The sequence below is a fragment of the Alcaligenes sp. RM2 genome, assembly GCF_052931795.1.
On record NZ_JBRFIO010000002.1, the window covers coordinates 727,347 to 752,312 of the forward strand.

The window sequence follows — 24,966 nt, forward strand, 5'->3', positions numbered from 1 at the left end:
GGGGGCTTCTGCCTTACAGTGCTGACAGATTTTGTGGGCTCAGGCCTGGATATACTCATCTGAATGCAACCGCTCTCCCGAGCGGTTTTATTACGCTGCTTTGCTAAGTAAGCGAGCCAAAGGCTTAGCCTCACCTTCCCCGTGTTTGACTGCCATATACAGGGCTTCTGCTGCTTTACGTTTCTTCCCTGACGGCAGAGACTTTTGGGCATCAGCCAGCGCCCAGTCTATCGCCTCCCAAGCCTCTGAGAGCGCGTTTAGTTCCGCCTGGACATCACTGTCCCCTATTGTCTTAGCCCCAGTAAACAAGTAGCCAATATCGACACCCGCCGAAGCTAGGGCTTCAAGGTAGGCACTATTCGGCTTTCGGTTTCCACTTTCATAGTGGACTTGAGCTTGTTTCTGCACGCCAGCTATTGCCCCAAACTCTGTTTGATTCAGGCCTAGGCGTTTTCTTTCGGAGACTAGTCTTTCTTCAAAAGAACTCATAAGGGTTCCAATATGTTCTATGTGTGTTGACAGGTATTCAATTGAGTACCACAATAACGAATGTCACTTCTGTTATCGAGAGTCACGCCATGAAACATACCACTAAGGGGGCAGCCCGCACCAGCCCCGACAACACCCCTCAAATGATTGGTCTTCGTTTGCCGCCTGCCGAGATGGCCCAGGTACGCGAGTTAGCCGCCGCAGACGAGCGCACTCTTGCGCAGTTTGCTCGTATTTGCTTTCGCTTAGGCCTAGAGCAGATGCGCCAAGGCAAAAAGGAGTAGCGCTATGGCACTCCGTGTAGGCATGGATTGCCCGCATTGCGGGAGCCGTGCGCAGATCCGAACCAGCACTGGCGTTTCCCGAACCATGCGCAAAGTCTATTTCTTGTGCAACAAGGTGCCTTGCGGCCACTCCTGGGTTGCCACATTAGAAGCAGTCCGCACCATTTCCCCTTCCGGTCTGCCGGATCCAAGTGTTGACCTGCCTGTTATGGAGCGGTCTGAGGTCGAGCACGTTTTCGATGTTTTGAACCAGTCACCTCAAAGGAGCATTTTTGATGTTGATGAGTGATCACAAGCGCACCGATGCTGAAGCTACTGTGACTGATCTGGTTTGTCAGGCTGATCAGGGGGCACTGTCGAACTGGGACCGAGCCAGCGCAGTTTATGAGCATAAATCTCTTGTAACTCTGGAGTCGAAAAGCGGCTTTCGCTTTGTTGAGTTCCGCAAACTGGGTGTTCGCTAAATGCTGATGTCCCCTGATATTCTTAATGAAGCTCTGATCAAACTTGGTGAGTTTGATTTCAAGGAGCGCTCCGGCTGGCTGCGGCAGGGGTGCTGCCCTTCCTGCGGCAAAAAGGAGCTGTATACCAAAGCAGATAATCCCTGGGTCATTAAGTGTGGCCGCCTAAATAAGTGCGGCTATGAGGTGCCAATCAAGGAGTTGTACCCGGACCTATTTGAACATTGGTCTCGTCGTTACCCCCAAACAAAGGAAAGCCCCACTGCAGCTGCAGATGCCTACTTAAACATAGGTCGCGGGTTTGATTTATCGCTGATTAAAGGCTGCTACACGCAGGAGACCTATTACGACAAGAGCCGAAATATAGGTACAGCCACAGTTCGGTTTGCTGTAGGCGATACCTGGTGGGAACGTCTTATTGATGAGCCAGGCCGTTTCGAGAAAAAGGCTAATTTCAAATTCGGCGTACCGTTCAAAGGCCACTGTTTTGTTCCTCCGACTGTTAATTTGCAGGAGGTCCGTAAGCTCTGGATCGTCGAAGGGATCTTTGACGCGATTGCGCTAACGCAGGCCGGCACCCCAACAATCGCAGCAATGACTAGCAATGTTTACCCGGCAATATTTCTTGATCGGCTACGGGAGTCACGGAAGGGTCATCTACCGACTCTTGTTTGGGCTCTGGATGGTGACAGGTCAGGGCGTACCTATATTCCGAAGTGGAAGGCCCGTGCTGAAAAAGAGGGATGGCTTTGCCAGGCTGCCATCATCCCCCAAGGCAAGCAGAAGCGTGACTGGAGTGATCTGCTGCTTTTCGACCGTAATCAAGAGGATCCAGCTAAGCATTACCTAAGTCAGACCGGGCTTGAGGAGTTTCTATACGAGGGCGCAATACTGACAGCAAAAACGGCTGCGGAACGTGGACGGCTGATTTATGAAAGGAAAGGCCTGAACTCCTTTGAGTTCGGCTTTGGTAATCGTCAGTATTGGTTTGACTTGGACATTGATAAATATCACAAGGCAATTGATCGCATTTCTGAGGAGAAATCAGGTCTGGACCAGGAGGAGTTACGCGAGTTGGCCATGCGAGAGTCCGGAAGTATCCGCGAGATCGCCAATTGCTTGCCTACACCCCTGTACTTTCAACAGAACAAGATTACGGATGAGTCCTGGTATTACTTCAGAGTGGAGTTTCCGCACGATGGTGCTGCTATCAAGAACACTTTTACAGCCGGTCAGATATCGACGGCCAGCGAGTTCAAGAAGCGGTTGCTGGGTATTGCGCCTGGCGCAGTCTATACCGGTACTAACTCCATGTTGGAGCGGACGATGCGCCATCAGCTCTTCGGCATTAAGCGAGTCGAGACGGTGGACTTTATTGGCTATGCCCGTGAATTTGATACCTACGTGTATCGGAACATCGCTGTGCGGGACGGGAAGACCTATCAGATCAATGAGGAGGACTATTTTGACCTAGGCAAGGTGTCGTTAAAAAGTCTGTTGCAGTCGGTGGACGTCCAGGTCAACTCTGATTTGAGAGACTACAAGAAGGAGTGGTTTCAGTCCTATGCCGAGGCGTTTGGAAGTAATGGCTTAGCTGCATTGACATTTTTTTTCGGCTCCTTGTTTGCAGAACAAATCCGCAAGGAGCAAAAGAGCTACCCGTTCCTTGAGATCGTGGGCGAGGCAGGAGCTGGTAAAACAAGCGTGATTGAGTTTCTTTGGAAGTTGTTGGGTCGGGATGAACATGAAGGCTGGGATCCGGCCAAATCCACAAATGCGGGTCGAGCACGTAATTTTGCTCAGACAGCGAACATGCCATCAGTGCTGATTGAGTCCGATCGAGAACAAAGCGGTGAGGGCAAGGCCCACGTTAAGTCCTTTGATTGGGACGAGCTGAAAACAGCGTACAACGGTCGCAGCTTGCGGTCTCGGGGGATGGCCACCAGCGGGAATGAAACTTATGAACCGCCTTTCCGAGGTGCCATCGTGATTGCACAAAACAACACCGTCAGCGCGTCCGAGGCAATCCTGTCGCGGATTGTGCATTTGTATTTTGATAAATCCAGCCATACCCGTGGCTCAGCAGCCGCTTATCAGCGGATCCGCCGCATGACCGTGGAAGAGCTGAGCGGCTTCACGTTGCAGTCCATTCTACAAGCTAAGGAAGTGGTGGAGATCGTCGCCACTAAAACGGAAGAGCACCAGGCCGCTTTGCTGGATCAGGATGGCATTAAGACTGTTCGTATCGCTTTGAATCACGCTCAGATGATGGCGCTGGCTGAAGCATTGCAATTGGTTGTGCCTATTACCGATAACCAGCTCCACGAGCTGCATGAGCACTTTCGGCTCTTGGCTAAGCAGCGTGAGCAGGCATTGAGTGCTGATCATCCATTGGTACAGGAGTTTTGGGATATGTATGAATACTTGAACCAGGGAGAGGGTGAGGATTTGAACCAGCGCTTGAATCACTCTAGGGTCAAAGGCCAAGTGGCCATCAACCTGAACCATTTTGTGACTGTGGCCGCCGATCATAAGCAGCAGATACCGCCGGTGCGTGAGTTGAAGCAGTTGTTAAAGACCAGTCGCCGCTATAAGTATGAGGGCCAGCGTGTGGTCAACAGTGCAATCAAAACCACTGGCAGCACTTCAGAGCGATGCTGGATCTTCAGTATAGGAGGGGCAGACCGTGGCTAATTCAGCGGCAATGCTCTATTTGAAGTACGGGCGTCTGCGCGTATCTGTTAAAGAGGTGGCCCAGGAGCTGGGCCTGACGCATGGAACTGTGCGTAATCAGATTAGTGACGGAACATTTCCTATCCCCAGCTATGTGGAGGGCCGGAATCGGTTTGTGGATGTCCGGGAGCTGGGGCGTTATCTGGATGCTTGCTACCAACAGGCCCAGGCTAGCTTGTCTTCCGAAATGCGATAGGTTTGTCATGAAGACTGGTTGGCTCGATTTGCGTATAACGCTTGAGCTGGGTCCAAGACTTGTGACCTGTTACCACGGCGACTTCCGGGATCTGCCAGCCAGACTCAAATAATGTGCTGGTCAGTTCATGGCGCATGTCATGAAGCACCAAGCCAGTGATGCCCAACTTCTTGCATATTTGCGTGAAATTGTTGCTCACTGTGCTTGGGTTGTAAGGGAAGATGCGTGGCTCATTCGCTTTGCGCGGTTGAGCTTGGATGACATCCCATGAAGCACCCAGGAGAGGGATCTCCTGGTCATTGCCAATTTTCTGCTTTGGGTCTTTTCTGTCTCGGATGATCACAGTACGACGTGTATCGTCCAGGTCTAGCCATCGGATCCGCAATATTTCTCCTCGTCGCATTCCGGTATGTAGCGCTACCGTAAGAATCGCCCGCATGTGTTTCATACGTGGACGGGCATCAATTTCCTTATAAATAGCTTCCAGCTCAGCAGCCGTAGGTCGACGAGTGCGCATGTTGCTCGCGCCGATCAGGCCGTAGTGATGCAGGGCAGGGCGAGCGTCCCCTACAATGTCCCCAATTTGCAGTTCTAACATGCCCTTGGTATGACGTAACACAGTACCCAGTTGCGTCATTTCCATATTGGCGGTACTCGGTTGAATCGTGCGTAGCCGTCGCCTGCAGTATTGGATCAGGTCATCTGTCTCTAGTTTTTCCACACGGAGCTGGCCTAAACCAAACTCGTCGTTGGCCAAATTCTCTAGCATGTGATGTGTGTTCGTTCTTTTGGAAATGGGCCGTCCTGACAGTTCGCGTTGCTCGCGGTAGCTGGCAATGACCTCAGCCACGGTCAGGCGGGACTGGGCTTTGGCACCGCCTTCCATTTCGTATCCCCAACGGATCGCCTGGGCTTTCGTGGGAAACGTCTTGCTGATAGACTTACGCCCTGCTTTCCTGATCTGTGCGCGCCAGCTGTTTCCGATTTTTATAATGGACGCCATAGCATCAACTCCTGTAGCAGTTTTGTAGCAGTTCAGCATGATAACGGATGATGTTGAATGACAAATAATGATATTGTCGTGAGTCCGTACTCGGCTTGAAAGCCAGTGTTCATGCGGTGTAAGCCAGTGTTCATGCGGTGTAAGCCAGTATACATGCGGCTTGCACGAACTCCACAAAAGACCCGCCGGGCCCATAGTTAAATGGATATAACTTTCCCCTCCTAAGGGAAGATTGCAGGTTCGATTCCTGCTGGGCCCGCCATTCTTATGCATGACGCCTGCCCGGCTTCATGGTCCTGAAGGCTCGTTCTGATAGGCCGAGCTTTGATATCCCACTTGATGATTAGCATCCTGTGCTTTTTGCGCAGTGCTGTTCGTGCCTGCTCGTTTTCTTTTCTTGAGCCAGCCCTGTCTTGAGCAACAAGGCTGGCTTGAGCACCTGACTAATCGCTCGTGATGACAATTCAAGAGTCATGCGTGCTATGGAATGCAGGAGGCGCTAATGGAACGGTCGATTGTCAAAACCCGGAGATGGGCTTCTGGAGGTCTGTTGGTGGCCCCAGGCTTTGACGGGATTTCTTGTTGAGGACAGATAGTCATCCACACTCCCGGTCCAGAGCTTGAATCCCAGACAACTTTTCCATTTGTCTTGTTGATAAAGCCAGTGAGTTTGGCAAACGGAGCAGCGAAACAGGCTCTGTGCTCCCTGGTCTCCATAGTCCTCTGTTTTGGTGACGCGTTCCATATAAGCATGCTTAGGTGTGTGCGCTTTGGAAAGCGGCAGAGTCTGGCACAAAATACACATGGTTTTATGGTCGATCTTGCCCACTTCTTGCTCCTTTTTAAATAAAGGCTATGGGAAATAGCGTGTTTAAAAAAAGACAGCAATGTACTTTCTACAAAAACTATCAAACTGAAAGCAAGATAGTCAGCCCGCATCTTACAAATCTTGTTGGGGCTTGGGTAGTGTCAGCTGTAAAAGGATATTTCGTTCGCAAATACCCGTAAAAAAAACAGAGGAGTTCTTGTCTATCCTTGCATCAGGCAAGGGGATAAGGCTTGGGCAAATCGTTTGGCTGGCTTGTCGTCGGTGTGACTCAAGTCGATGGCAGGAAAATCTGGTGTGTCCTTGATCGAGCTGTGTTTGAATTTTGCCCAGTTTCGTTTTTATTTGAAATATATGAGGCGTGCTCCCGACTAAACTGCTTTTATTTATAAGGAATTTGCCATGAAAAACGACAAGCGTTCCTTGGAAAAAGACCCGTTTTCCTCCTCTGCGTGCAGACAGGAGGAGCCACCCGTGGTCAAACCTTGCAAGCCAGATTCTGTAGACAGTTTGTTTGACTGCTTTGCCAAGACCGTGACCCGCTTTGCCGGCTCGCCCATCATGTTTTCTGTTGCTGTTTTAGCCGTGCTGGTCTGGGCCTTGTCCGGGCCTTATTTTAATTATTCGGAGACTTGGCAGTTAATTATCAATACCGGAACCACGATTATTACTTTCTTGATGGTGTTTTTAATTCAGCAAAATCAGAATAAAGATAGCAAGGCACTGCATATAAAACTTGATGAGCTGATTATTTCACTGACCGATGCCAATGAGCGCTTGATTGATGTTGAGGAACTGGATGAAAAGCAGCTCAAGAAATTGGAGGCCTATTATTCCTCCATCGCGTTGAAAGCGCGCCGACGTCTGGACGGCGATACATAAAGATAAAAGGGCCTTGCGGCCTTTTTTTACAGCATCTTGTTGCGTTGCTGCTCGGCCCGCGAGGCCCCGATCGGCGTTTCGACTTGCTTTTGCTCTTCTGGCGGGGGCAGTACGGCAGGAAATCCCAAGGATTGAATCCACAGCTCGCGAGACCAACCCTGGGTATGGTACAGGTGATGGCCCTCATCGGCAGCGACGGCGTAATGAGCCTGTTTGAGTAAAGTCGCCAGTTTCTTGTCTTTGCTCTGCTCGCCAACCAGGCCAATCAACTGCCAATTCAGATGGTCTTTGGTTTCGGCCAGAATGACACATTCGGATGCGACCAGCTCTGCCGCATTCGGATCCCCTGCCTGTTTGGCCAACTCCATGGCCTTGACCAGTGCAGAGGCGATCTGTTTCAGTACTTGTCGGCCGGGTGTTTGTTTGGCGGGGTCCAGTGCCAGCTCCTCAAAGATACTTTTCAGCACCTGTTGGTGTGTCAGTGTTTCTTCCAGGTAGCCTTCCCATTCTTTTTTCAGGTCCGCGTTATTGGCACAGGAAATGGCTGCTTTATAGACTTGCTCTCCGCCCAATTCGGTTTCCAGGGCTTGATACAAGAGTTCATGCAGCTGTTCGGTGTTGGCTTTATGTGATGTCATTGTTCGCTCCAGTCCAGAGGTTGAGGGTTGGAACTGACACCATAAATGCTGCGACGCGTACAGATTATGCGATTTGATGAGGAGTGATACGGGCTGTGAATGACGTAAGGCTTGGGTAACAATATCGCGCGATTGGGTTTGAAAAGGGTTATTGGGGCTGCCTTGCAAACCGTCTGCCTGCCTGTGGTAGGATTGTGCGCTTTATTGCAGCTTCGATGCGGGCTGAGGGCCTGTGCATCGGATTTGCCACTCCATTTTTGAACGCATCGTCTCGTCCGGCTGAATCTCTTTCAGTGCCAGGCTGATGCACCGCAGCAGGGTAGTCATGACACTCCAGGGTTGGAAACGCCGCGTTTTTTACGTGGGTTTGTTCGAGTTTTTTGCCATTGTTTTTTCTTCTTTCTTGCTGGCGTACTTTGCCGGTGGGGAGGCTTCAGAGTCTGCGCCCATTGCTGTGGCGATCTCGGTGATTGCGATTGTCTGGAACTACGTGTTCAACACGGCGTTCGAACATTGGGAATCCCGCCAAGCTGTCAAAGGCCGCAGTCTGTTGCGCCGTAGTGTGCATGCCATCAGCTTTGAGGCTGGCCTGGTAATTGCTATCGTGCCTTTGTATATGTGGTGGTATCAGGTCGGCTTGCTGGAAGCCTTGCGTATGGAAGTAGCCATTCTGGTGTTCTTTCTGATTTATTCCTTTATTTTCAGCTGGACCTTTGACCGGGTGTTCGGTTTGCCGGCCAGTGCGGCTTGACCCCGTCGTCCAAGAAAAAGCCGCGTAATGCGGCTTTTTTTGTTTCTGCTGGATTGGCTTTCTCACTGCACCTGAGCTTCCCGCCGCGCCTGACAGATACGGGCGTGGTGTACGTCTGCCCACTTCACCAGTTCTCGCATAGGTACCAGAAAAGACTGCCCCAATTCGGTCAGCGTGTATTCCACGCGGGGCGGTACTTCGGCGTATAAGGTCCGTTGTACAAACCCATCGGTTTCCAGCCTTTTGAGCGTACGCGAGAGCATTTGACGGGAAATATCACCGATTTTCCGACCCAGCTCATTAAAGCGCAGGGTGCCCGGTGCCAGCGATTCCAGGATCAGCAGGCTCCATTGGTCGCCAATCCGATCCAGTACATCCCGGATGGGACAGGGTTGCTCAAATTCTTCCTGTATGGGGCTGGAAGCCAGTGTGGCTGCGCTTGATGAGGACATGGCGGCTTGCTTTCCTGTGTTCAATAGTCACTTCCGTGTGACCTGGTATGGCCTGCGTGACTTCTTGTGGACGGTCAAAAAACTGTCTAGCATCACGCTTAATGGTCTACTTTATAGACCAGGTCTTTATTTGAGCACACAAGGAGCTGTTATGTCTCGTATTGCATTGATAGGTGCTTCTGGCGAAGTCGGTTCGCGCCTTTTGAAAGAACTCTCGGATCGCGGTCATACGGTGACAGCGATTGCTCGCCATACTGAAAAAATTGCCAGCCTGCCCAATGTCACCGCAGTTCAGGGCGATGTGAATGATCTGGATGGTTTGATTGCGCTATTGAAAGGGCACGATATTGCAATTAGCGCGGTTCGTTTTGCGTCGTCAGATCCTTCCAAGCTGATTACGGCGGTTCGTGCGGCCGGTGTGCCGCGTTATCTAGTGGTAGGCGGTGCCGCCAGCCTTGAAGTGGCCCCCGGTCAGCGTTTGATTGATCAGCCTGCTTTCCCGGACGCTTACCGGACCGAGGCCTTGGGTGGCATTGCCTTTCTGGATCAGTTGCGTCAGGAAAAAGAACTGGATTGGACTTTCCTGTCGCCCTCGGCAGAGTTTGGCCCCGGTCAGCGCACAGGCAAATTCCGTATCGGCAAAGACAGCCTTTTGGTCTCCGACCAAGGCAGCAAGATTTCTTATGAGGATTACGCCATCGCTTTGGTGGACGAGATTGAACGTCCTGCCCATTCGCGCCAGCGCTTCACCGTAGGTTATTGAACAGGGAGTGGGACTGATGAAAGGTTTAATCCGATGGGTATCTCCAGTTTTATTAGCGGGCTCTTTCTTGTTGAGCACAAATGCAGCGTTGGCTGCCAATTCGCCGACTCGTGATGTGGCTCAGGAAGAGAGCAATCGCAAGCTGGTGGTCGATTTTTACGACAGCTTCTTTAACCAGCATCAGGTGCAGGAAGCGGCGGCGGTCGTAGCTGAGGACTATATCCAGCACAACCCGGAGGTGCCGGACGGAAAAGCGCCTTTCGTGGGGTATTTTGATGGCTATTTCAAAGAGAACCCGCAGTCTCGCGCACGGATTGTGCGTAGTGCCGCAGACGGCGATCTGGTTTATCTGCATGTGCATTCGACCAATGGCAAGGCCGATCGCGGGCAGGCTGTGATGGATATTTTCCGGGTGCAAGACGGCAAGATTGTGGAGCACTGGGATGTGATTCAGGCCGTGCCGGAGCAGGCGGCCAATAGCAATACCATGTTCTAAGCTCACTATTCGGGCAACCCGTTCTTTACCACCGATACGGCAGCAGCCTTGCGCGGCGCCGAAAGGGGGGCGAGACTTTGCCCCGTTATAACGAGGACTTATGCTTACGCCAAATAAAAGACCCGCCAGCCATGGCGGGTCTTTTTGATGAGGGGTAAACGGAGTTCTTCTTTGGGCAACCGTTTGTGCTGTTGCTTGGCGAAGTTTCGATTGCGAGTTGTCTAAGCTGTTTGCATCTTGATCCTGGCTTCGCGAATCGGCAGGTTGACGATGGCCGCCAGTACGGCCAAGGCAATATCAGCCCACCACATCCAGCTGTAGTCACCAAAGCGGGTCAAGGCGATACCCCCCAGCCATGCGCCCAGAAAGCCGCCGATCTGGTGCGAGAACAAGGCCAGACCAAACAGGGTTGCCAGATAGCGCGTGCCAAACAGCTTGGCGACGATATTGGCGGTAGGGGGCACGGTAGCCAGCCAGGTCAGCCCCAGGCCGATGGCAAAGATGTAAAACACCAGATCGGTTTTAGGCATCATCAAGTACCACAGGATCAGCACGGCGCGCGAGGCATACATCAGGGCCAGCACGTATTTGCTGCGCCAGCGGGCAATGCAGGAACCGGCGGCAATACTGCCAAAGATATTGGCCAGGCCGATCAAGGCCAGCGACCAGCTTGCTACCGAAGGTGGCAGCCCGCACAAGTCAATTTCCCCCGGTAAGTGGGTGACCAGAAAAGCAATGTGAAAACCGCAGGTGAAAAAGCCCAGACTCAGCAGCAAGTAACTGCGATCCTTCATGGCGCTTTTCAGTGTCTCGGCCAGACCGGGACCGCTGACAACAGGGGCTGGGGTGGCTGCGGCTTTTTCGGGCTTGCTGCCCGGACTTAGCTTGCGAATCAGAGGCAGGGTCAGCAGGGCGGTCAGGGCCAGAACCCAAAAGGTCGACATCCAGCCGACCCAGCCGATCAGCTTTTGCACCACGGGGGCAAAGACGAACTGCCCGAAGGAGCCGCCGGCATTGATCAGGCCCGAGGCCTGACCGCGGGCGTGATCCGGAATACGTTGGGCGGCAGCGCCAATCAAGGTGGAGAAACTGGCCGCGCCCGAGCCAATACTGGCCAGCAGGCCCAGCGTCAGGGTCAGCCCTAGCCCGGTACCAATAAATGGTGTTACGGCACAGCCCAGTGCCAGAATCAGAAGGCCCGCGATCAGAACCCGGTCCGGGCCCCAACGGTCGGAGCAGGCACCGGCAATAGGCTGGATGGCCCCCCAGGCAAGCTGGCCCACGGCCATGGCAAAGCTGATGGACATGATGCCCATGCCGGTTGCCTTATCAACGGGGCCGACGAACAGGCCAAAGGATTGGCGTATCCCCATGGTAACCATCAGGATGCCAGCAGCCGCCAAAGTCACCGTCATGATGGCGGGCTGGCGCAAGGATTGAAACATGGGGTCCCCTCTTATTATTCAGGTTTGAATTATCTGGCGAAATGCCAAAGAGGTGCAATCACCTGCGTTTGTGAAGAGCGATGGAGCGGACAGTGTTGTAGTCCGCTGCTATCCAGGTCCAGTTGCGGGAGGAGGTGGCTGCGCGTGGCAGGAAGTGCAGGGAGCAGAACCAGGCTGTTTATTGCGGCGTTTGATGGTTCAAGCAAGTGCGGGACAAAAAAAAGACGGGCTGACTGCGCCGTCTTTTTATACCTGCTGCCAAGTAAGATCAGCCTTTTTCCAGGCCAGCCTGTACGGGGCGTGCCCCCAGCTTGTCGATCAGAACCTGGGGATTGATGCCCAGCAAATAGCCTCGTCGGCCACCATTGATGTAAATGGTGTCGAATTCCAGCAGTTCTTCTTCCAGCCACACCGGCATGGCCTTGCGGGTGGCAAAGGGCGAGGTGCCGCCAACCATATAGCCCGAATGGCGTTGAGCCACATCCGGTTTACAGGGGGCGATCTTTTTCGCGCCGGTTTGACGGGCCAGATTCTTGGTGGAGACTTCACGGTCGCCGTGCATCACGATGATCAGGGGCTTGGCGCTTTCATCTTCCATGATCAGGGTCTTGGCCACCCGGTGCAGATCCAGACCCAGCTGGGCTGCCGCTTCCATGGCTCCGCCATGATCGACATAGTTGTAGCTATGCTCGGTAAAGGAAATGCCATTTTTACGTAGCCACTGTGTGGCCGGTGTTTCGCTAACGTGTTTTTCTTTAGCCATATCTTGGTAGTGCGCTCAGGCGCGTGGATGATGGGCTGCGTGCAAGGCTTTCAAGCGCTCACGTGCCACATGAGTATAAATCTGGGTCGTGGAAATGTCGGCGTGTCCCAAGAGCATTTGCACCACGCGCAGGTCGGCGCCGTGGTTGAGCAAATGGGTCGCGAAAGCATGACGTAAAACGTGCGGCGACAAGGGGGCCAGAATACCGGCCTGAACCGCATATTTCTTGACGATCAACCAAAAGGATTGGCGGCTCATGCAGGTGCCGCGCCCGGTAATAAAGACAAAATCGCTGCGGCGCTGGCCCAGCAAGGCAGGGCGGGATTCCTGCATATAGCGTTCGATCCAGTGCAGGGCCTCCTGCCCCAAGGGCACCAGCCTGTCCTTGCCCCCCTTGCCCTGGTCGATGCGCAGCACGCCATCGCTCAGGCTCAGGTTCTGCAAGGGCAGTTCAGTCAATTCCGTGACGCGCAAACCGCTGGCATACAAGGTTTCCAGCATGCAGCGATCGCGCAGCCCCAAGGGATTATGTATGTCCGGGGCAGCCAGCAGGCGTTCTACCTGTTCTTCGGACAAGGTGTGCGGGACGCGTGGGGCCTGTCGGGCGCTGCTCAATTCCAGGCAGGGATCGTCCTGCCGCATGCCTTCTTGCACTGTCCAGTTGTAAAAGCGACGTAAGGTGGCCAGCCTGCGATTGGCTGTGCTGGCCTTGCTCTGATCTGCCTGGCTGGCCATCCATTCCCGCAAATCCTTGGCTTCCAACTGCTCCAGCGCTTTGCCTTCGCGCTCTTGTTGAGCCCATTCCTCCAGGCGTTCCAGATCCTGCCGATACGCTTGTTGGGTGTTGGCAGACAGGCCGTCCTGCAACCAGAGCATGGTGATGAAATCGGAAATCAGACTGGCTTGCGTCATGAGGATGGAAGAGTCGTAAAGCGTGCTTTTGGCAGCCGGAATGAAGCTGGAAAGCCATCATGCTATCACTCCGGGATGATGAGCTTCATTCAGCAGACGGGTAGATTTACGCTATATACCTATATATATTTCCTGATTATACTAATTCGTTACACCTGCCCTTGGAGGAGAAAACAATGTTCAAACGTGTCGTATCGGTCGCTGCCTTATCCCTGTTCTTGCAAGGCGCCGCGCAAGCCGATGAATTGGTTGTGGCCGCCGCCGCCAGTCTGACCAACGCCTTCAAGGAACTGGCTGGCCAGTTTGAGGCAGAGCATCCTGGCACCAAAGTGCTGACCAGTTTTGCAGCATCGGACGTGCTGTTGCAGCAGATCGTCAATGGCGCTCCTGTGGATGTGTTTGCTTCGGCAGATCAGAAAGCCATGAACAAGGCCGAAGAGGCCAAGGCTGTGGATCCTGCCACCCGCAAGAATTTTGTGCAGAATCAGGTTGTGCTGATTGTGCCTAGCGACAACCCTGCCAGGGTTACGAACGCTGGCGATCTAGGCAAGGCGGAAGTTAAACGCGTTGCTTTGGGTAATCCGACTGTCGTCCCTGTGGGTCGTTATACTCAGGCCGCTCTGGAGAAGGCCGGTCAGTGGGATGCGGTGAAACAGCGTGAAATTCTGGGCCAGAACGTGCGTCAGGTGCTGGATTATGTCGCTCGTGGTGAAGTGGAAGCCGGTTTCGTGTTCGCGACCGACGCGGCCATCATGAAAGACAAGGTGGAAGTGCTGGAAGTGCTCAAGACCACGGAACCTGTCACTTACCCGATTGCCTTGGTGCAGCGCGAAGGCCGTAATGACAAGGCTCAGGCTTTCCAGGATTTCGTCATGTCTGAATCCGGACAGCAAGTGCTGGCAAAATACGGTTTTGCCAAGCCTTGACAGGATTTTGATCGTCGGATGACTTCACTTTGGATTCCTCTGTGCTTATCGCTCAAGGTCGCCGGTTGGGCGACCTTGTTTGCCTGTGTGCTGGGTATAGGAGTGGCCTATGCCTTGTCGCGCTGGCAGTCGCGCTGGTGTGATCTGCTTGATTCCATCTTGACCTTGCCCATGGTTTTGCCGCCTACCGTCATCGGCTATTACCTGCTGGTCTTGCTGGGTCGGCGCAGTGCCTTTGGGCAATGGCTCTCCAGTATGGGGATTGAACTGGTCTTTACCTGGCAGGGCGCGGTGATTGCCGCGACTGTCGTAGCTTTTCCCATGATTTTGAAGGCCGCGCGTGCGGCTTTTGAGGATGTGGACCCCCGCCTGGAAAATGCGGCCAGCGTGCTGGGTCTGAAGCCCTTGGCCATCTTCTTTCGTGTCAGCCTGCCTTTGGCAGCGCGTGGCATCATGGCAGGCGTTTTGCTGGCCTTTGCCCGCGCTTTGGGCGAGTTCGGCGCTACGTTGATGATCGCGGGCAGCATACCGGGGCGCACCCAAACCATGTCCATCGCCATTTACGAGGCAGTCCAGGCAGGGGAGGATCAGCAGGCATTGGTGCTGGTCGCTATTATTTCGATTACTTGTGTGCTGGTCCTGTGGAGTACCAGTGCCTTGTCACCCCGTCACGTACGCCGTAAAAGAGGGATGCAATGAGCCTGACTGTACAGATTCAACGCACCGTGGTCAGCGAGGCCCGTCATTTCGACTTGAACATTCAGATTCAAACCGAAGCCCGTCATATTGCCCTGTACGGGCCTTCGGGTTCGGGCAAGTCCTTGACGGTGCAAAGCGTGGCGGGCTTGTTGCGGCCCGACCATGGCCGCATTCAAATTGGCAATCAGGTCTATTTTGATTCTGAAAAAGGCATCAACCTGAAACCACGCGAGCGTCGGGTGGCGTACCTGTTTCAGGACTACGGCCTGTTCCCGCATCTGACCGCAGCACAGAATATTTGCTTTGGTCTGAACACGGGCTTGTTCAACCGCTCCGTGCGAGACATGCCTGCGGCTGCCCAGCGTTGGGTAGAAGCGTTTCAGCTGGAGTCGGTATTAAGCAGCTATCCCGCCCAACTGTCGGGCGGGCAAAAGCAGCGTTGTGCCTTGGCGCGAGCCTTGGCTATTGAACCTCAGCTGCTTTTGCTGGATGAGCCTTTGGCGGCCCTGGATCAGGACTTGCGTGCGCGTTTGCGGGCTGAACTGGCTCAGTTGCAAAGCCAGATCGATATTCCCACTATCCTGATCACGCACGATCCTGAGGATGCCAGGGCCCTGGCCCAAGAGGTCTATCGTATTCGCGATGGACGCATTATCGAATGCTGTACCAGCGCGGATCTGGAAGCTCTTACAGCGTAGCGATCATCACGCTGGATGCCTTGAACAGTGCATAGGCGGACTGGCCTGCTTCCAGGTGCAAGCGCTGTGTGCTGTCCAGGGTGATGCTGGCGGTGACTGTCAGGCCCTGTGGCAGTTCCAGACGTACTTCTGCATTGACGGCACCGGTAATGACATCGGTAATCGTGCCGGGCAGTTGATTGCGTGCGGACAGGGAGTTACGGGTGTCGCCCGTGCCAATCATGATCGAGGACGCTTTCAGAAAGGCCAGAACTTTCTGCCCCTCACGCAGGCCCAGGTTTTCCGTGCTTTCTCGTGTGATGGACGCGACCACGATTTGGCCCTGGCCAATATCCACATGAATTTCGTCGTTGACGGCTCCCGTTTTAATCGTGGTAACGATACCGGGCAGTTGGTTGCGAGCCGAAGTTTGCATGATCATGGTTTGGAGTAACTCCATTTGAGTCGCCACGGAAGGCATTAAACGACCAATACGGCTCATGAAGCGTTGATGCAGCCGGTCGTAGGTTTGATACAGCTCCAGCAGTTCGACGGCTTTGGGCGTCAGGGTGGCACCGCCACCACGATGACCGCCCGTACTGCGCAGCACCAGAGGTTCGCCCGCCATATTGTTCATGATGTCGATGGCGTCCCAGGCCGCCTTGTAGCTGATGCCAATATGACGGGCAGCGGCAGAGATCGAGCCCTGCTCGGCAATGGCGGCCAGCAAGGCCATACGGCGGGCGCTACCCCAGGTATGGTCGCCAGTGCGCAGCGACAGGCTGCCGGTTAATTCGGTATTGGGGGTGTTTGAACTAGACATGGTGATAAGTGTAAGGGCGGGAACAAACTAGGGATAGAGCGCCGGTACAATGGCCGGATCAGCGCTGCTGGCCGTTCTGTTTTCTTGCAACCTTAACTGGTTTTTTCTATGTACGACACCCCTGCTGTTTCCATGGCTCAATTGCAGGAGCTCAATAGTGCCGAGACGGTTGTCTTGACCGTGAACAAGCGCTATGCGCGCCGCCTGCTGGGACATTTGTCGGCCCGTCTGGCGGGTGCTGGCGGGACAGTTGCCGTACCGGAAATTGTGCCTTTGGGCGCCTGGCTGGCGCAGGCCAGTGATCAGCTCTGCTTTTCCGAACAGTGGCAACCAGCCGCGCACCAGATGGATCGCTTTGCCGCCTTGCAGCGTTGGGAACACAGCATCGAGCAATGCGAGGAAGAGGGCTATTTTCTGGATGTCGGTCAGGCGGCGCGTCTGGCTTGTGAAGCCGATACCTTGCTGGATGAGTGGAATATCGAGCTGAAACCCGGCGAGGCCAGCGTGGATTTTGAACGCTTCATGCAATGGCGCTCTCACTACCGGCAAAGCCTGGAGCAGGCAGATCTGGATGATGCAAACCTGGCTGCGGAGCGTGTGCTCAAAGCGGTGCAGGCAGGCGCCTTGCACATGCGTCATCGCCATATGGTGCTGCATGGTTTTCATGAATATTCGCCGCGCCTGCAAAGTTTGTTGAGTGGTTTGCAGGACATGGGGGTAGAGATTCTCCAGCTGCAGCACGAAGAGGCTCCGGCGACAGAGGTGTATCGGGTGCAGGCGCAGGATGCGGATACGGAATGGCGCCTGGCGGTGCAGTGGGCGCGTCGTCAATTGGACGAGTACCCGGGTCGCACAGTAGCCATTGTGGCCGCGCAGCTGGAAACGCAATTGCCGTTGGTGCATCGTCTTTTGCGACAGGCCATGCACACGGATCAAGGTGCTTTGCCCTATAACGTGGCGGCAGCCCGATCCTTGGCTGAGTGGCCAGTGGTTGAAGCGGCCATGGCCTGGTTGAAGGCCTTGTTTACGCTGGCGACCAAGGGGCAGGCCGAGCCCGCCATGCTGGGCGAAGCCTTGCGTTTGGGAGCGTGTCAGGCAGAACAGTCTGAAGCAGGTGGCCGTGCCCGCATTGACAAGGCCTGGCGCGACAACCGCATTACACAAGTTAGCCGTAAAGAATTTGCCGACATGCTCAGCTTCCACACACCCGAACTGGCTCTGGCCTGGGGCAAGGCGGTGGAACGCTTCGAGTCCGTATCGGCAGGCGCTCAAGGAGTGGATACCTGGGCGTCGGTCATGCGCCAATGCCTGGAGGCTTTGGGCTTTCCGGGCACTAACCGTCTGGATAGTGCCCAGTTTCAAACTCTGGAGGCTTTGGAAGCCTTGCTGCTGCAATTGGCGCAGCAAGCGCCGGTCTTGGGTCGCATCAGTGCCTTGAAGGCACAAAGCGCTTTGGCCCGCATGGCCCGTGAAAATTTGTTCCAGCCACAACGAGACCCACGTTCCCGGCTGGACGTGCTGGGTTTTCTGGAAGCGGAAGGCGGGCGCTGGGATGCCGTATGGGTGCTGGGCCTGACCGATGATATTTTGCCTGCTGCGGTCAAACCCAATCCTTTGATTCCTGCCCAGGTGTTGCGTCGAGTCTCGGCACCTCGCAGTACGCCAGAGCGGGAGCTGGAATGGGCGCGCTGGATGCTGAGTGCCTTGCTACGCTGTGGGAATCAGGTTTTGCTAAGTGCGCCTTTGCATCAGGGCGAACAGGAGCTGAGGCCCAGCCCCTTGATTGCCCACTGGCCCGTGCTGGAAATGCCTTGGGCGGTGCAGGCAGAGCAGGCCGTTGCACAGGAAGCCTTGCTGGACGAGCAAGGCCCCAGTCTGAAGCTGGAAGAGCGCATACGTGGCGGGATCAGTGTGCTGGATACACAGGCTCGCAATCCCTTGTGGGCTTTTGTGAAGTTTCGGCTACATGGTCAGGCCTTGCCCGACTACGCCCGTGTGGGCGATATGAATACACGCGGGATGTTCCTGCACCGCGCCGTCGAATTGTTCTGGCTGCGTGTGAAGGATCAGGACAGCCTGCATGAGCTGATTGGTGAGGGCTCACTGCTGGATGTGGTGCAAACGTGCATCGATCAAGCGGCGCAAGAAGAGCTGGCCGATTACGGTCCAGTGCTGCGCAGCCTGGAAATGGAGCGGGGTCTGGCCGTCTTGAATGAGTACGCTCATCAGGAAGCCCAGCGCCCACCGTTCGCCCTGGGGGCGACGGAGCATGAGTTGAGTTGGAACCGTGGCTTGTTACGTCTGAACCTGCGTCTGGACCGCTTGGATGATCTGGCTGATGGCGAGCAATTACTGTTGGATTACAAAACCGGCATAGGCGAGCTGCGGCCCGATAAAGACTGGCTGCGGCCCAGACCCGTGAATCTGCAATTGCCGTTTTATGCCGCCGCCTTGCAGGATGAGGGCCGCACCGTCAGTGGTTTGGCCTTTGTACGCTTGCATGCCCGACAGGTCGGTTTAAGCGGTTTGGCCGCGCCCGGCATGGATATTGAGGGTCTGACCGAATTGGAGAGCGCCCAGCAGTGGACCGCCCAAATCGCGCAGTGGAAACAGGCGGTGGAAGGCTTGGCAGATGAGTTCCTGCAAGGGCAGGCCGCCAACCAGATCTGGAACCGCAACGATTTGCTGTATTGCGATGTTTTGCCCTTTTTACGTTTGTTCCAGGAAGACCTCCAAGACAATGGAGGAGAGGTGTAATGGTGACAGTCCCTAGCGATAGCCCCGCCCGTGCACGGGCACTGGACCCCGAGTCCTCCTTTCTGGTCCAGGCCCCAGCCGGTTCCGGCAAGACAGAGCTGCTGACCGATCGGATTCTGGCCTTGCTGGCTCGCGTGCAGCGGCCAGAAGAAATAGTGGCCATTACCTTCACCCGTAAAGCTGCGGCTGAAATGCATGCGCGTGTACTGGAGAAGTTGGCCGCTGCCAATCAGGAACGGCCTGCCGAGCCCTACCGGGTACGCAGCTGGGAACTGGCGCGTGCCGCCATGCAGCGCAATCAGGAGCAGCAGTGGGATTTGCTGGCTTACCCGGCCCGTTTAAGCATCCGGACCATCGACTCCTTGTGTGCCCACCTGGTACGCGCCATGCCCTGGATTACGGGGCTGGGCGGGGTTCCGGCCATTACCGATAAGGCCCAGGAGCATTACGAAGCGGCGGCTTGGGCCACGCTGGAGATGGCGGAAAGCGTGCCCAGCGTGGCGCGTTTTCTGGAGCACATGGATGTGAACTTGCTGCAGGCGCAAGCTCTGTTGGCCGGTATGTTGGCCAGCCGCGATCAGTGGTTGCCAGCGGTGGGGCAGGGCGGTGATGTAGCCTTTTTACAAGACAGTTTGCGTGAGGTGGTGGAGCAGCAACTGCAGCAGCTAAGCGATTCACTGCCACCCGGTTGGGCGCGAACCTTGGCCCCCCTGGCCTGCTTTGCGGCCTCGAATCTGGAAAGCGGCGATGTGCTGGCCTTGGCGGATTGGCAAGGCGATAACCTGGCCCCGGTCATGGACGATTTGCCGCGCTGGCGTGGTCTGGCAGCCTTGTTGCTGACGGATAAAGGCGATCTGCGCAAAAGCCTGACGGTGCGTAATGGCTTTCCCCCTAAAACGGCACAAAAAGAAATGCTGACCGAGTGGTTGAGCAATTGTCTGGGGGCTGAGCCCTGGATTGCCCGCCTGGCCAGTGCACGCCTTTTGCCCGAGCAATACTCCCCCCAGCAGCAAGAAGTCCTGTCCAATCTGATTCAGGTCTTGTGGCTGGCTGCGGCGCAATTGAAACTGCGCTTTGCCGAGAAAGCCGAGGTCGATTTCACCGAGATTGCCCAACGTGCCTTGCAAGCCTTGGGTGATGCCGACGAGCCGGGCGAGCTGCTCTTGCGCATGGACAGGTCCATACGCCATTTGCTGGTAGACGAGTTCCAGGACACCAGCCAATCCCAGGTGCAGTTGCTGGAACGCCTGACCAGCGGCTGGGAGCCTGGCGATGGACGCAGTCTGTTTTTGGTGGGCGACCCCATGCAGTCCATTTACCGTTTCCGCAAGGCGGAAGTGGGTTTGTTTCTGCAAGTCTGGCAAGCTCGACGCTTGGGCGAAGTAGAGCTGGAGCCGCTGAATCTCAGTAATAACTTCCGTTCACATCCGCGCTTGGTGGAATGGGTGAACAAAGTGGGGGCGCAATTGTTTCCGGCTCGACCTGACCCGGATCTGGGCATGGTCACCTACGAACACTCGACCGCCTTCAAGCCCGATATCCCCGATTGGGCGGTGCATTTTCATCCGTCCTGGCATTTCCGAGTGGCTAGGGGAGAGGACGCTGTGCCGTCGCAGCAAGCGGCTCAAGAGCGTGCAGTGCAGGAGGCGGTTCAGTGTGCGGCCCAAGCTCTGGAACGTTATCAGGACAGCGAACATCCGGTGGCGATTCTGGTGCGAGCACGTTCGCACTTGCATGGTCTGGTGCGCAAGCTGGGCGAGCAGGGCATACCGTGTCGAGCCGTAGAACTGGAACCCTTGCAACAGCGTCCTGTGGTGGCTGATCTGGTGCAGTTGGTCCGTGCCTTGGCGCACCCGGCTGATCGACTGGCCTGGCTGTCCGTGTTGCGCTCGCCATTGATCGGCCTGCGTTTGGAGAGTCTGCACCGCCTGTGCGCCTTGCATCCTACACAGACCTTGGCCGAGCTTACACACAATCAGGATTTTGAAGACTGGGATGCCAACGAGCGTTCTCGTCTGCTCTTTGCTTGCCAGATCTTGCTGGGCAAAGGCAATCGTAGTGGCTTGATGCCTTTTGCTGCCTGGGTGCAGGAATGCTGGACGCGCTTGGGCGGGCCGCAAGTCTATCCAAGCCTGGCTGATCAGGCGGATGCAGAACAAGTCTTGCGTCTGCTGGAGGAGTTATGCCCTTACGGACCGCCCGACCAGCAACAATTGCAGGCCCGTGTGGAGTCGCTGTATGCCACCCCGCAAGGTACGGGCAAGGCCGTGGAGGTGATGACGATTCACAAGTCCAAGGGCCTGGAGTTTGAAACTGTCATTTTGTTTGGCTTGCACAAGCAGTCAGCAGCCGACTCCGAGCCGTTGATTCGTCTGGAGCACAGCGCCGAGCGCTTGATTCTGGGGCCGATCAGTCACAAGGGCAGCGAGCAGCGCGATCCGGTGTCGCAGTTTCTGGCGGCGCGGGAGCGTATCCGGGCCGAGCAGGAAAGCCACCGCTTGTTATATGTGGCCCTGACGCGTGCCCGTCAGGAGCTGCATCTGTTTGCGGAATTGAGCATCACCCAGGATAAGGGCCTGCGCGAGCCGGATGGCCGCTCCTTGCTGAGCCGTGTCTGGCCGGTCCTGGAGCAGCCACAGGCTCCTGTTTGGCAAGCCGAGCAGGGCGGACAGCAAGAGGAAGCCGGACAAGGTTCCGCAGCATTGTTGCAGCGTGTGGTGAGCTTGCCGGCCGCGCCGCCCGAGCAGTTGCAGGCCGACAGCCCGCAGTATCAAAGCTGGCAGTGGTCCCTGGACACGACTCATGAAAAAGCCATTGGTACGGTTGCCCACGACTGGCTGGAAAAGCTGGGCCGTGAAGGGCTGGAGCAATGGCCGGTAGAACGCTTGCAGCAAGGCCGCGCCGTGATGCGTCGTCAACTGTTGCGTGCTGGTGTGCCAGCGACCTATCTGGATGAAGCCGCCCAATCCCTGTTTGAAGCGATTACTGCGACCGTACAGACGGAACGGGGCCGCTGGCTGCTGGGCGTCAGCCGAGCTTACCGGGAATGGTCCTTGCTGGACGTCAGTGGCCGGGTGTCGATTATTGACCTGGCCATTTCCCAGGAAGATCACTGGCTGGTGGTGGATTACAAGACCGGACGACCTGCCGAGCATGAAAGTCTGGACGATTTCAAGGCCCGGATGCTGGAGCGTTATGCGCCGCAATTGCAGCGGTATTGTGAGCAGGTGCAGGCTCTGGATGGCCGGCCCGCGCAGGCTGCGCTTTATTTCCCGAGAGCCGATCTTTGGCTGCCGTATTGATGCTACACTATTGGTCGGCGGGCCCCTCCGCATGGTTCGGCGGTGAATCTGGTCAGGTCGGGAACGAAGCAGCCACAGCCGTGCAGAATCAGTGCCGGAGTCAGGCTCGCCACTTCATTTGCTTATCGGGTTATGCGCGCCCGGTCTATCTGCTTCCCTTCAGCACCGAATCCGGTACACTTTTCCTTTCGCTTATTTGTATTGATGGTTCACGCCGTCCGGAATTCGCATGACCTATCTCGTTCTGGCCCGCAAGTGGCGCCCCCGTTCCTTTGACACCTTGGTTGGTCAGGACCACGTGGTGCGCGCTCTGACGCACGCCCTGGATACCCAGCGCCTGCACCATGCCTGGCTGTTTACGGGCACACGCGGCGTGGGCAAGACCACCTTGTCGCGTATTCTGGCCAAGTCGCTGAACTGCGAAACTGGCATCACTTCCAAGCCCTGTGGCGTTTGCCGCGCTTGTACCGAGATTGATGCTGGCCGCTTTATTGATTATGTAGAGCTGGACGCCGCTTCCAACCGTGGTGTGGAAGAGATGACCCAGCTGCTGGAGCAGGCGGTCTACGCCCCCAGCTCGGGCCGTTACAAGGTCTACATGATTGACGAAGTTCACATGCTGACCGGGCACGCCTTCAACGCCATGCTCAAGACGCTGGAAGAGCCGCCAGCGCACGTCAAATTCATTCTGGCCACGACCGATCCGCAAAAGATTCCGGTCACGGTCTTGTCGCGCTGTCTGCAATTCAATTTGAAGCAGATGACAGTGCCCGCGATTGTGGGCCATCTGCAAGACATTCTGACTCAGGAAGAAATGCAGTTCGAGCTGCCTGCCTTGCGTTTGCTGGCACAGGCAGCTGATGGCTCCATGCGCGATGCCTTGTCGCTGAGCGACCAGGCTATTGCCTATAGCGCGGGCGATCTTAGCGCCCAGGCTGTGCAAGCCATGCTGGGCACCATTGATCAACGCCACCTGGCGCAATTGCTGCAAGCGCTGGTCGCTTACGATGCACAGGCCATTATGGGTGTGGCCGATGATCTGGCCTTGCGCGGCCTGTCTTATTCGGGCGCTCTGGCTGATCTGGCAACCTTGTTGTCCCGTATCGCCATCGAGCAGCGCATTCCCGGCACGATTTCTGATGATGATCCTCTGGCAGAGGCGGTGCGGCAACTAGCGCCCATGCTCTCGCCCGATCATGTGCAGTTGTTTTATTCGGTAGCGGTGCATAGCCGTCAGGAGCTGTCTTTGGCTCCGGATGAGTACGCCGGTTTTGTGATGGCGTGCTTGCGCATGCTGGCCTTGCTGCCCGAGCCCGTCTCGGCGTATGTGCCACCGCCAGCAGGGCCTTCGGGGTCTGATACTGCTGGTGCTGGTGCTGGTGCTGGTGCTGGTGCTGGTGCTGGCGCGGCTCAGGCTGCTCCCGCTCCTGCGGCAGCCCCCGCTGCCTCTGTTGATGCCGCCGCCTCTGCCGCGCCTCTACAGCAAGCTGCGCAGGGTGCGCAAACAGAGCCGAGCACGCAAACCGCACAAGCAGTACAAGCCGCGCAAACCACTCAGCCTGCGGTTAGCCCACAGGCCGCGTCTCAGCAGGCACAGGCTTCTGCCCCTGCAGCCGCCCCGGTCGCTGATGTTGCCAGTGCACATGCAGCCCAAGCAGCGCCTGTCGCAGAATCCATCCCCGCTGACGACGATTTTATCCCGGCCTGGGAAGATGCTCCCGAGCCTGCCGGTGCAGGGGCCAGCTATAACTCTTCAGAGTCTGCCCCAGCGGATGCAAGCTTTGAAGCCGGTTCCGCGACCAGTCAGCCTCAAGAAGCTGTGACTGCAGTTGCTGACAGCAGCGCTGTTGAAGCCGCCCAAGCGGCATCGACTCCATCCGCCCCGTCAGCCCAGCCAGCCGTAGAGCCCATCTCCGCATCCCAGGCTGATTCCTCTGCCGACCCTGTAGCGGAATCCTCCAAAGCCCAGGGCAAGAGCAGTGCTCAGCCCCTGATGTCGTCTCAGGCTCAGGCCGCCGCCCGAGTAGAACCCGTGGCTGAAGAAGCGCCGCCAGCCGTCTCCACCCAGGACGGCCCGGAAGAGCCCGCCTGGCTGTCCGAGGGCATGGACGAAGAGTTCGAGAATTACCAACCTCTGGATATGGACGCGGCTCGTGCCGAAGAAGATGGCGATGTACCGTCTGTGTCCATGTCTGATCGCTTCATGCCCGATACTGAACTGGGCCTGCCTGTACCGCAAAGCGGCTCGGATAGCCCGCGTACTGTGCGTCTGGGCGGCATGAAACCGGAAACCTGGCCCGAAGTGGCAACCAGCCTGCCCTTAAGTGGCTGGGCCGCTGAATTGGCCCGCCAGAGCGAATGGCTGGGCGTGAAAGGCCAGGAAATTCATCTGCGTGCCAAAATCAAGGCCACTGAAGGCAGCCAGGGCAAAGCGCGCTTGCGCACCGTTTTGTCGGAATACTTTGCCCAGTCCATTCAGTTGGTGATCGAATACGGGGATACGGGCGATGCTACCGCGCATGCCGTGGAGCAGGCCAAGCTGGCCGAGCGCCAGCGGCAGGCCGAAGAGCAGGTTGCCCAGGATCCCTTTGTCTTGAGCCTGATCCAGGACTTTGACGGCAGCGTCAAAGCCGGATCGATCAAGGCCACTCCTTTGGTTCGGGCCGTCTGAATGGCCCCTTGTCAATT

The 24,966-nt window shown here is 56.0% G+C and carries 23 protein-coding genes, 1 tRNA gene and 1 other RNA gene; 17 read left to right on the top strand and 8 right to left on the bottom strand.

The features are described 5' to 3' along the window. Nucleotides 1-90: 90 nt before the first annotated feature. Nucleotides 91-489 (bottom strand): helix-turn-helix domain-containing protein, encoded by a 399-nt coding sequence (locus tag ACU6HM_RS10155; protein WP_446763761.1) that lies wholly within the window; start codon nt 487-489, stop codon nt 91-93. Nucleotides 490-578: 89 nt separating this feature from the next. Here ACU6HM_RS10155 and ACU6HM_RS10160 point away from each other — a divergent pair, with 89 nt between their 5' ends. The 5 genes from ACU6HM_RS10160 to ACU6HM_RS10180 are packed head-to-tail and all read left to right on the top strand — an operon-like array spanning nt 579 to nt 4,163. Further along, nucleotides 579-773 (top strand): hypothetical protein, encoded by a 195-nt coding sequence (locus ACU6HM_RS10160; RefSeq protein WP_115634149.1) that lies wholly within the window; start codon nt 579-581, stop codon nt 771-773. A 22-nt stretch (nt 774-795) separates the two neighbouring features. Continuing rightward, on the top strand, nt 796-1,062 hold the full coding sequence (locus ACU6HM_RS10165) for an ogr/Delta-like zinc finger family protein (protein ID WP_446763837.1): 267 nt from the start codon (nt 796-798) through the stop codon (nt 1,060-1,062). Then, nucleotides 1,049-1,237, top strand: a complete 189-nt coding sequence (locus ACU6HM_RS10170; RefSeq protein ID WP_446763762.1) for a hypothetical protein — start codon at nt 1,049-1,051, stop codon at nt 1,235-1,237. The genes ACU6HM_RS10165 and ACU6HM_RS10170 overlap by 14 nt, the downstream gene beginning before the upstream one ends. Beyond that, entirely contained in the window at nt 1,238-3,928 is a 2,691-nt protein-coding gene (locus tag ACU6HM_RS10175) for a toprim domain-containing protein (protein WP_446763763.1), read from the top strand. Then, on the top strand, nt 3,921-4,163 hold the full coding sequence (locus tag ACU6HM_RS10180; RefSeq protein ID WP_446763764.1) for a helix-turn-helix transcriptional regulator: 243 nt from the start codon (nt 3,921-3,923) through the stop codon (nt 4,161-4,163). The genes ACU6HM_RS10175 and ACU6HM_RS10180 overlap by 8 nt, the downstream gene beginning before the upstream one ends. Here the strand turns inward: ACU6HM_RS10180 and ACU6HM_RS10185 are convergent. Next, on the bottom strand, nt 4,138-5,166 hold the full coding sequence (locus tag ACU6HM_RS10185; protein ID WP_226349765.1) for a site-specific integrase: 1,029 nt from the start codon (nt 5,164-5,166) through the stop codon (nt 4,138-4,140). The genes ACU6HM_RS10180 and ACU6HM_RS10185 overlap by 26 nt on opposite strands. A gap of 187 nt (nt 5,167-5,353) precedes the next feature. Here ACU6HM_RS10185 and ACU6HM_RS10190 point away from each other — a divergent pair. Both ACU6HM_RS10190 and ACU6HM_RS10195 read left to right on the top strand, forming a co-directional pair. Then, a tRNA-Arg gene (locus tag ACU6HM_RS10190) sits at nt 5,354-5,428 on the top strand. Nucleotides 5,429-6,394: 966 nt separating this feature from the next. Continuing rightward, nucleotides 6,395-6,874 carry a low affinity iron permease family protein gene (locus tag ACU6HM_RS10195; RefSeq protein ID WP_026485221.1) on the top strand — a complete coding sequence of 160 codons (480 nt, stop codon included), beginning with the start codon at nt 6,395-6,397 and terminating at the stop codon, nt 6,872-6,874. Nucleotides 6,875-6,900: 26 nt separating this feature from the next. Here the strand turns inward: ACU6HM_RS10195 and ACU6HM_RS10200 are convergent, their stop codons facing one another. Further along, the gene (locus ACU6HM_RS10200; protein WP_446763765.1) at nt 6,901-7,512 is read right to left on the bottom strand and encodes a hypothetical protein; all 612 of its coding nucleotides are present in this window, start codon (nt 7,510-7,512) and stop codon (nt 6,901-6,903) included. Nucleotides 7,513-7,837: 325 nt separating this feature from the next. Between ACU6HM_RS10200 and ACU6HM_RS10205 the strand changes: the two genes are divergently transcribed. Further along, nucleotides 7,838-8,263 (top strand): PACE efflux transporter, encoded by a 426-nt coding sequence (locus ACU6HM_RS10205; protein ID WP_009461311.1) that lies wholly within the window; start codon nt 7,838-7,840, stop codon nt 8,261-8,263. Nucleotides 8,264-8,325: 62 nt separating this feature from the next. On the opposite strand, the gene ACU6HM_RS10210 is transcribed toward ACU6HM_RS10205, so the two are convergent. Beyond that, nucleotides 8,326-8,715 carry a winged helix-turn-helix transcriptional regulator gene (locus ACU6HM_RS10210; protein WP_446763766.1) on the bottom strand — a complete coding sequence of 130 codons (390 nt, stop codon included), beginning with the start codon at nt 8,713-8,715 and terminating at the stop codon, nt 8,326-8,328. A 151-nt stretch (nt 8,716-8,866) separates the two neighbouring features. On the opposite strand from ACU6HM_RS10210, the gene ACU6HM_RS10215 reads away from it, so the two are divergent. Then, the gene (locus tag ACU6HM_RS10215; RefSeq protein ID WP_009461315.1) at nt 8,867-9,478 is read left to right on the top strand and encodes an NAD(P)-dependent oxidoreductase; all 612 of its coding nucleotides are present in this window, start codon (nt 8,867-8,869) and stop codon (nt 9,476-9,478) included. Nucleotides 9,479-9,494: 16 nt separating this feature from the next. Then, nucleotides 9,495-9,974: a nuclear transport factor 2 family protein gene (locus tag ACU6HM_RS10220; RefSeq protein WP_226349831.1), complete on the top strand. Its 480-nt coding sequence runs from the start codon at nt 9,495-9,497 to the stop codon at nt 9,972-9,974. Nucleotides 9,975-10,195: 221 nt separating this feature from the next. Here ACU6HM_RS10220 and ACU6HM_RS10225 read toward each other — a convergent pair whose 3' ends face one another. The 3 genes from ACU6HM_RS10225 to xerD all read right to left on the bottom strand — a co-directional run bounded on the left by ACU6HM_RS10225 (nt 10,196) and on the right by xerD (nt 13,094). Further along, the gene (locus ACU6HM_RS10225; protein WP_022983484.1) at nt 10,196-11,419 is read right to left on the bottom strand and encodes an MFS transporter; all 1,224 of its coding nucleotides are present in this window, start codon (nt 11,417-11,419) and stop codon (nt 10,196-10,198) included. Nucleotides 11,420-11,687: 268 nt separating this feature from the next. Next, entirely contained in the window at nt 11,688-12,182 is a 495-nt protein-coding gene (gene ybaK / locus ACU6HM_RS10230; protein ID WP_035270993.1) for a Cys-tRNA(Pro) deacylase, read from the bottom strand. Between the two features lie 15 nt (nt 12,183-12,197). Then, nucleotides 12,198-13,094 (bottom strand): site-specific tyrosine recombinase XerD, encoded by an 897-nt coding sequence (gene xerD, locus ACU6HM_RS10235; protein ID WP_026485227.1) that lies wholly within the window; start codon nt 13,092-13,094, stop codon nt 12,198-12,200. A gap of 176 nt (nt 13,095-13,270) precedes the next feature. Here xerD and modA point away from each other — a divergent pair, with 176 nt between their 5' ends. Genes modA through ACU6HM_RS10250 form a run of 3 tightly spaced genes read left to right on the top strand, consistent with a single transcriptional unit; the run spans nt 13,271 to nt 15,417 of the window. Then, a complete protein-coding gene (modA, locus tag ACU6HM_RS10240; protein WP_009461323.1) occupies nt 13,271-14,020 on the top strand; it encodes a molybdate ABC transporter substrate-binding protein in 750 nt (249 codons plus the stop codon). Nucleotides 14,021-14,038: 18 nt separating this feature from the next. Beyond that, entirely contained in the window at nt 14,039-14,719 is a 681-nt protein-coding gene (gene modB / locus ACU6HM_RS10245) for a molybdate ABC transporter permease subunit (RefSeq protein WP_009461324.1), read from the top strand. Continuing rightward, nucleotides 14,716-15,417 carry a sulfate/molybdate ABC transporter ATP-binding protein gene (locus ACU6HM_RS10250; RefSeq protein WP_250756786.1) on the top strand — a complete coding sequence of 234 codons (702 nt, stop codon included), beginning with the start codon at nt 14,716-14,718 and terminating at the stop codon, nt 15,415-15,417. The genes modB and ACU6HM_RS10250 overlap by 4 nt, the downstream gene beginning before the upstream one ends. Here ACU6HM_RS10250 and ACU6HM_RS10255 read toward each other — a convergent pair. Continuing rightward, the gene (locus tag ACU6HM_RS10255) at nt 15,407-16,219 is read right to left on the bottom strand and encodes a TOBE domain-containing protein (RefSeq protein ID WP_009461326.1); all 813 of its coding nucleotides are present in this window, start codon (nt 16,217-16,219) and stop codon (nt 15,407-15,409) included. The genes ACU6HM_RS10250 and ACU6HM_RS10255 overlap by 11 nt on opposite strands. A 108-nt stretch (nt 16,220-16,327) precedes the next feature. On the opposite strand from ACU6HM_RS10255, the gene ACU6HM_RS10260 reads away from it, so the two are divergent. From ACU6HM_RS10260 to dnaX, 4 genes are all read left to right on the top strand, one after another. Further along, on the top strand, nt 16,328-18,976 hold the full coding sequence (locus ACU6HM_RS10260; protein ID WP_446763767.1) for a PD-(D/E)XK nuclease family protein: 2,649 nt from the start codon (nt 16,328-16,330) through the stop codon (nt 18,974-18,976). Next, nucleotides 18,976-22,278 carry a UvrD-helicase domain-containing protein gene (locus ACU6HM_RS10265; RefSeq protein ID WP_446763768.1) on the top strand — a complete coding sequence of 1,101 codons (3,303 nt, stop codon included), beginning with the start codon at nt 18,976-18,978 and terminating at the stop codon, nt 22,276-22,278. The genes ACU6HM_RS10260 and ACU6HM_RS10265 overlap by 1 nt, the downstream gene beginning before the upstream one ends. 16 nt (nt 22,279-22,294) lie before the next feature. Further along, an RNA gene (gene ffs / locus ACU6HM_RS10270) (signal recognition particle sRNA small type) lies at nt 22,295-22,392 on the top strand. A gap of 115 nt (nt 22,393-22,507) precedes the next feature. Next, nucleotides 22,508-24,949 (top strand): DNA polymerase III subunit gamma/tau, encoded by a 2,442-nt coding sequence (gene dnaX, locus ACU6HM_RS10275; RefSeq protein WP_446763769.1) that lies wholly within the window; start codon nt 22,508-22,510, stop codon nt 24,947-24,949. Nucleotides 24,950-24,966 lie beyond the last annotated feature (17 nt).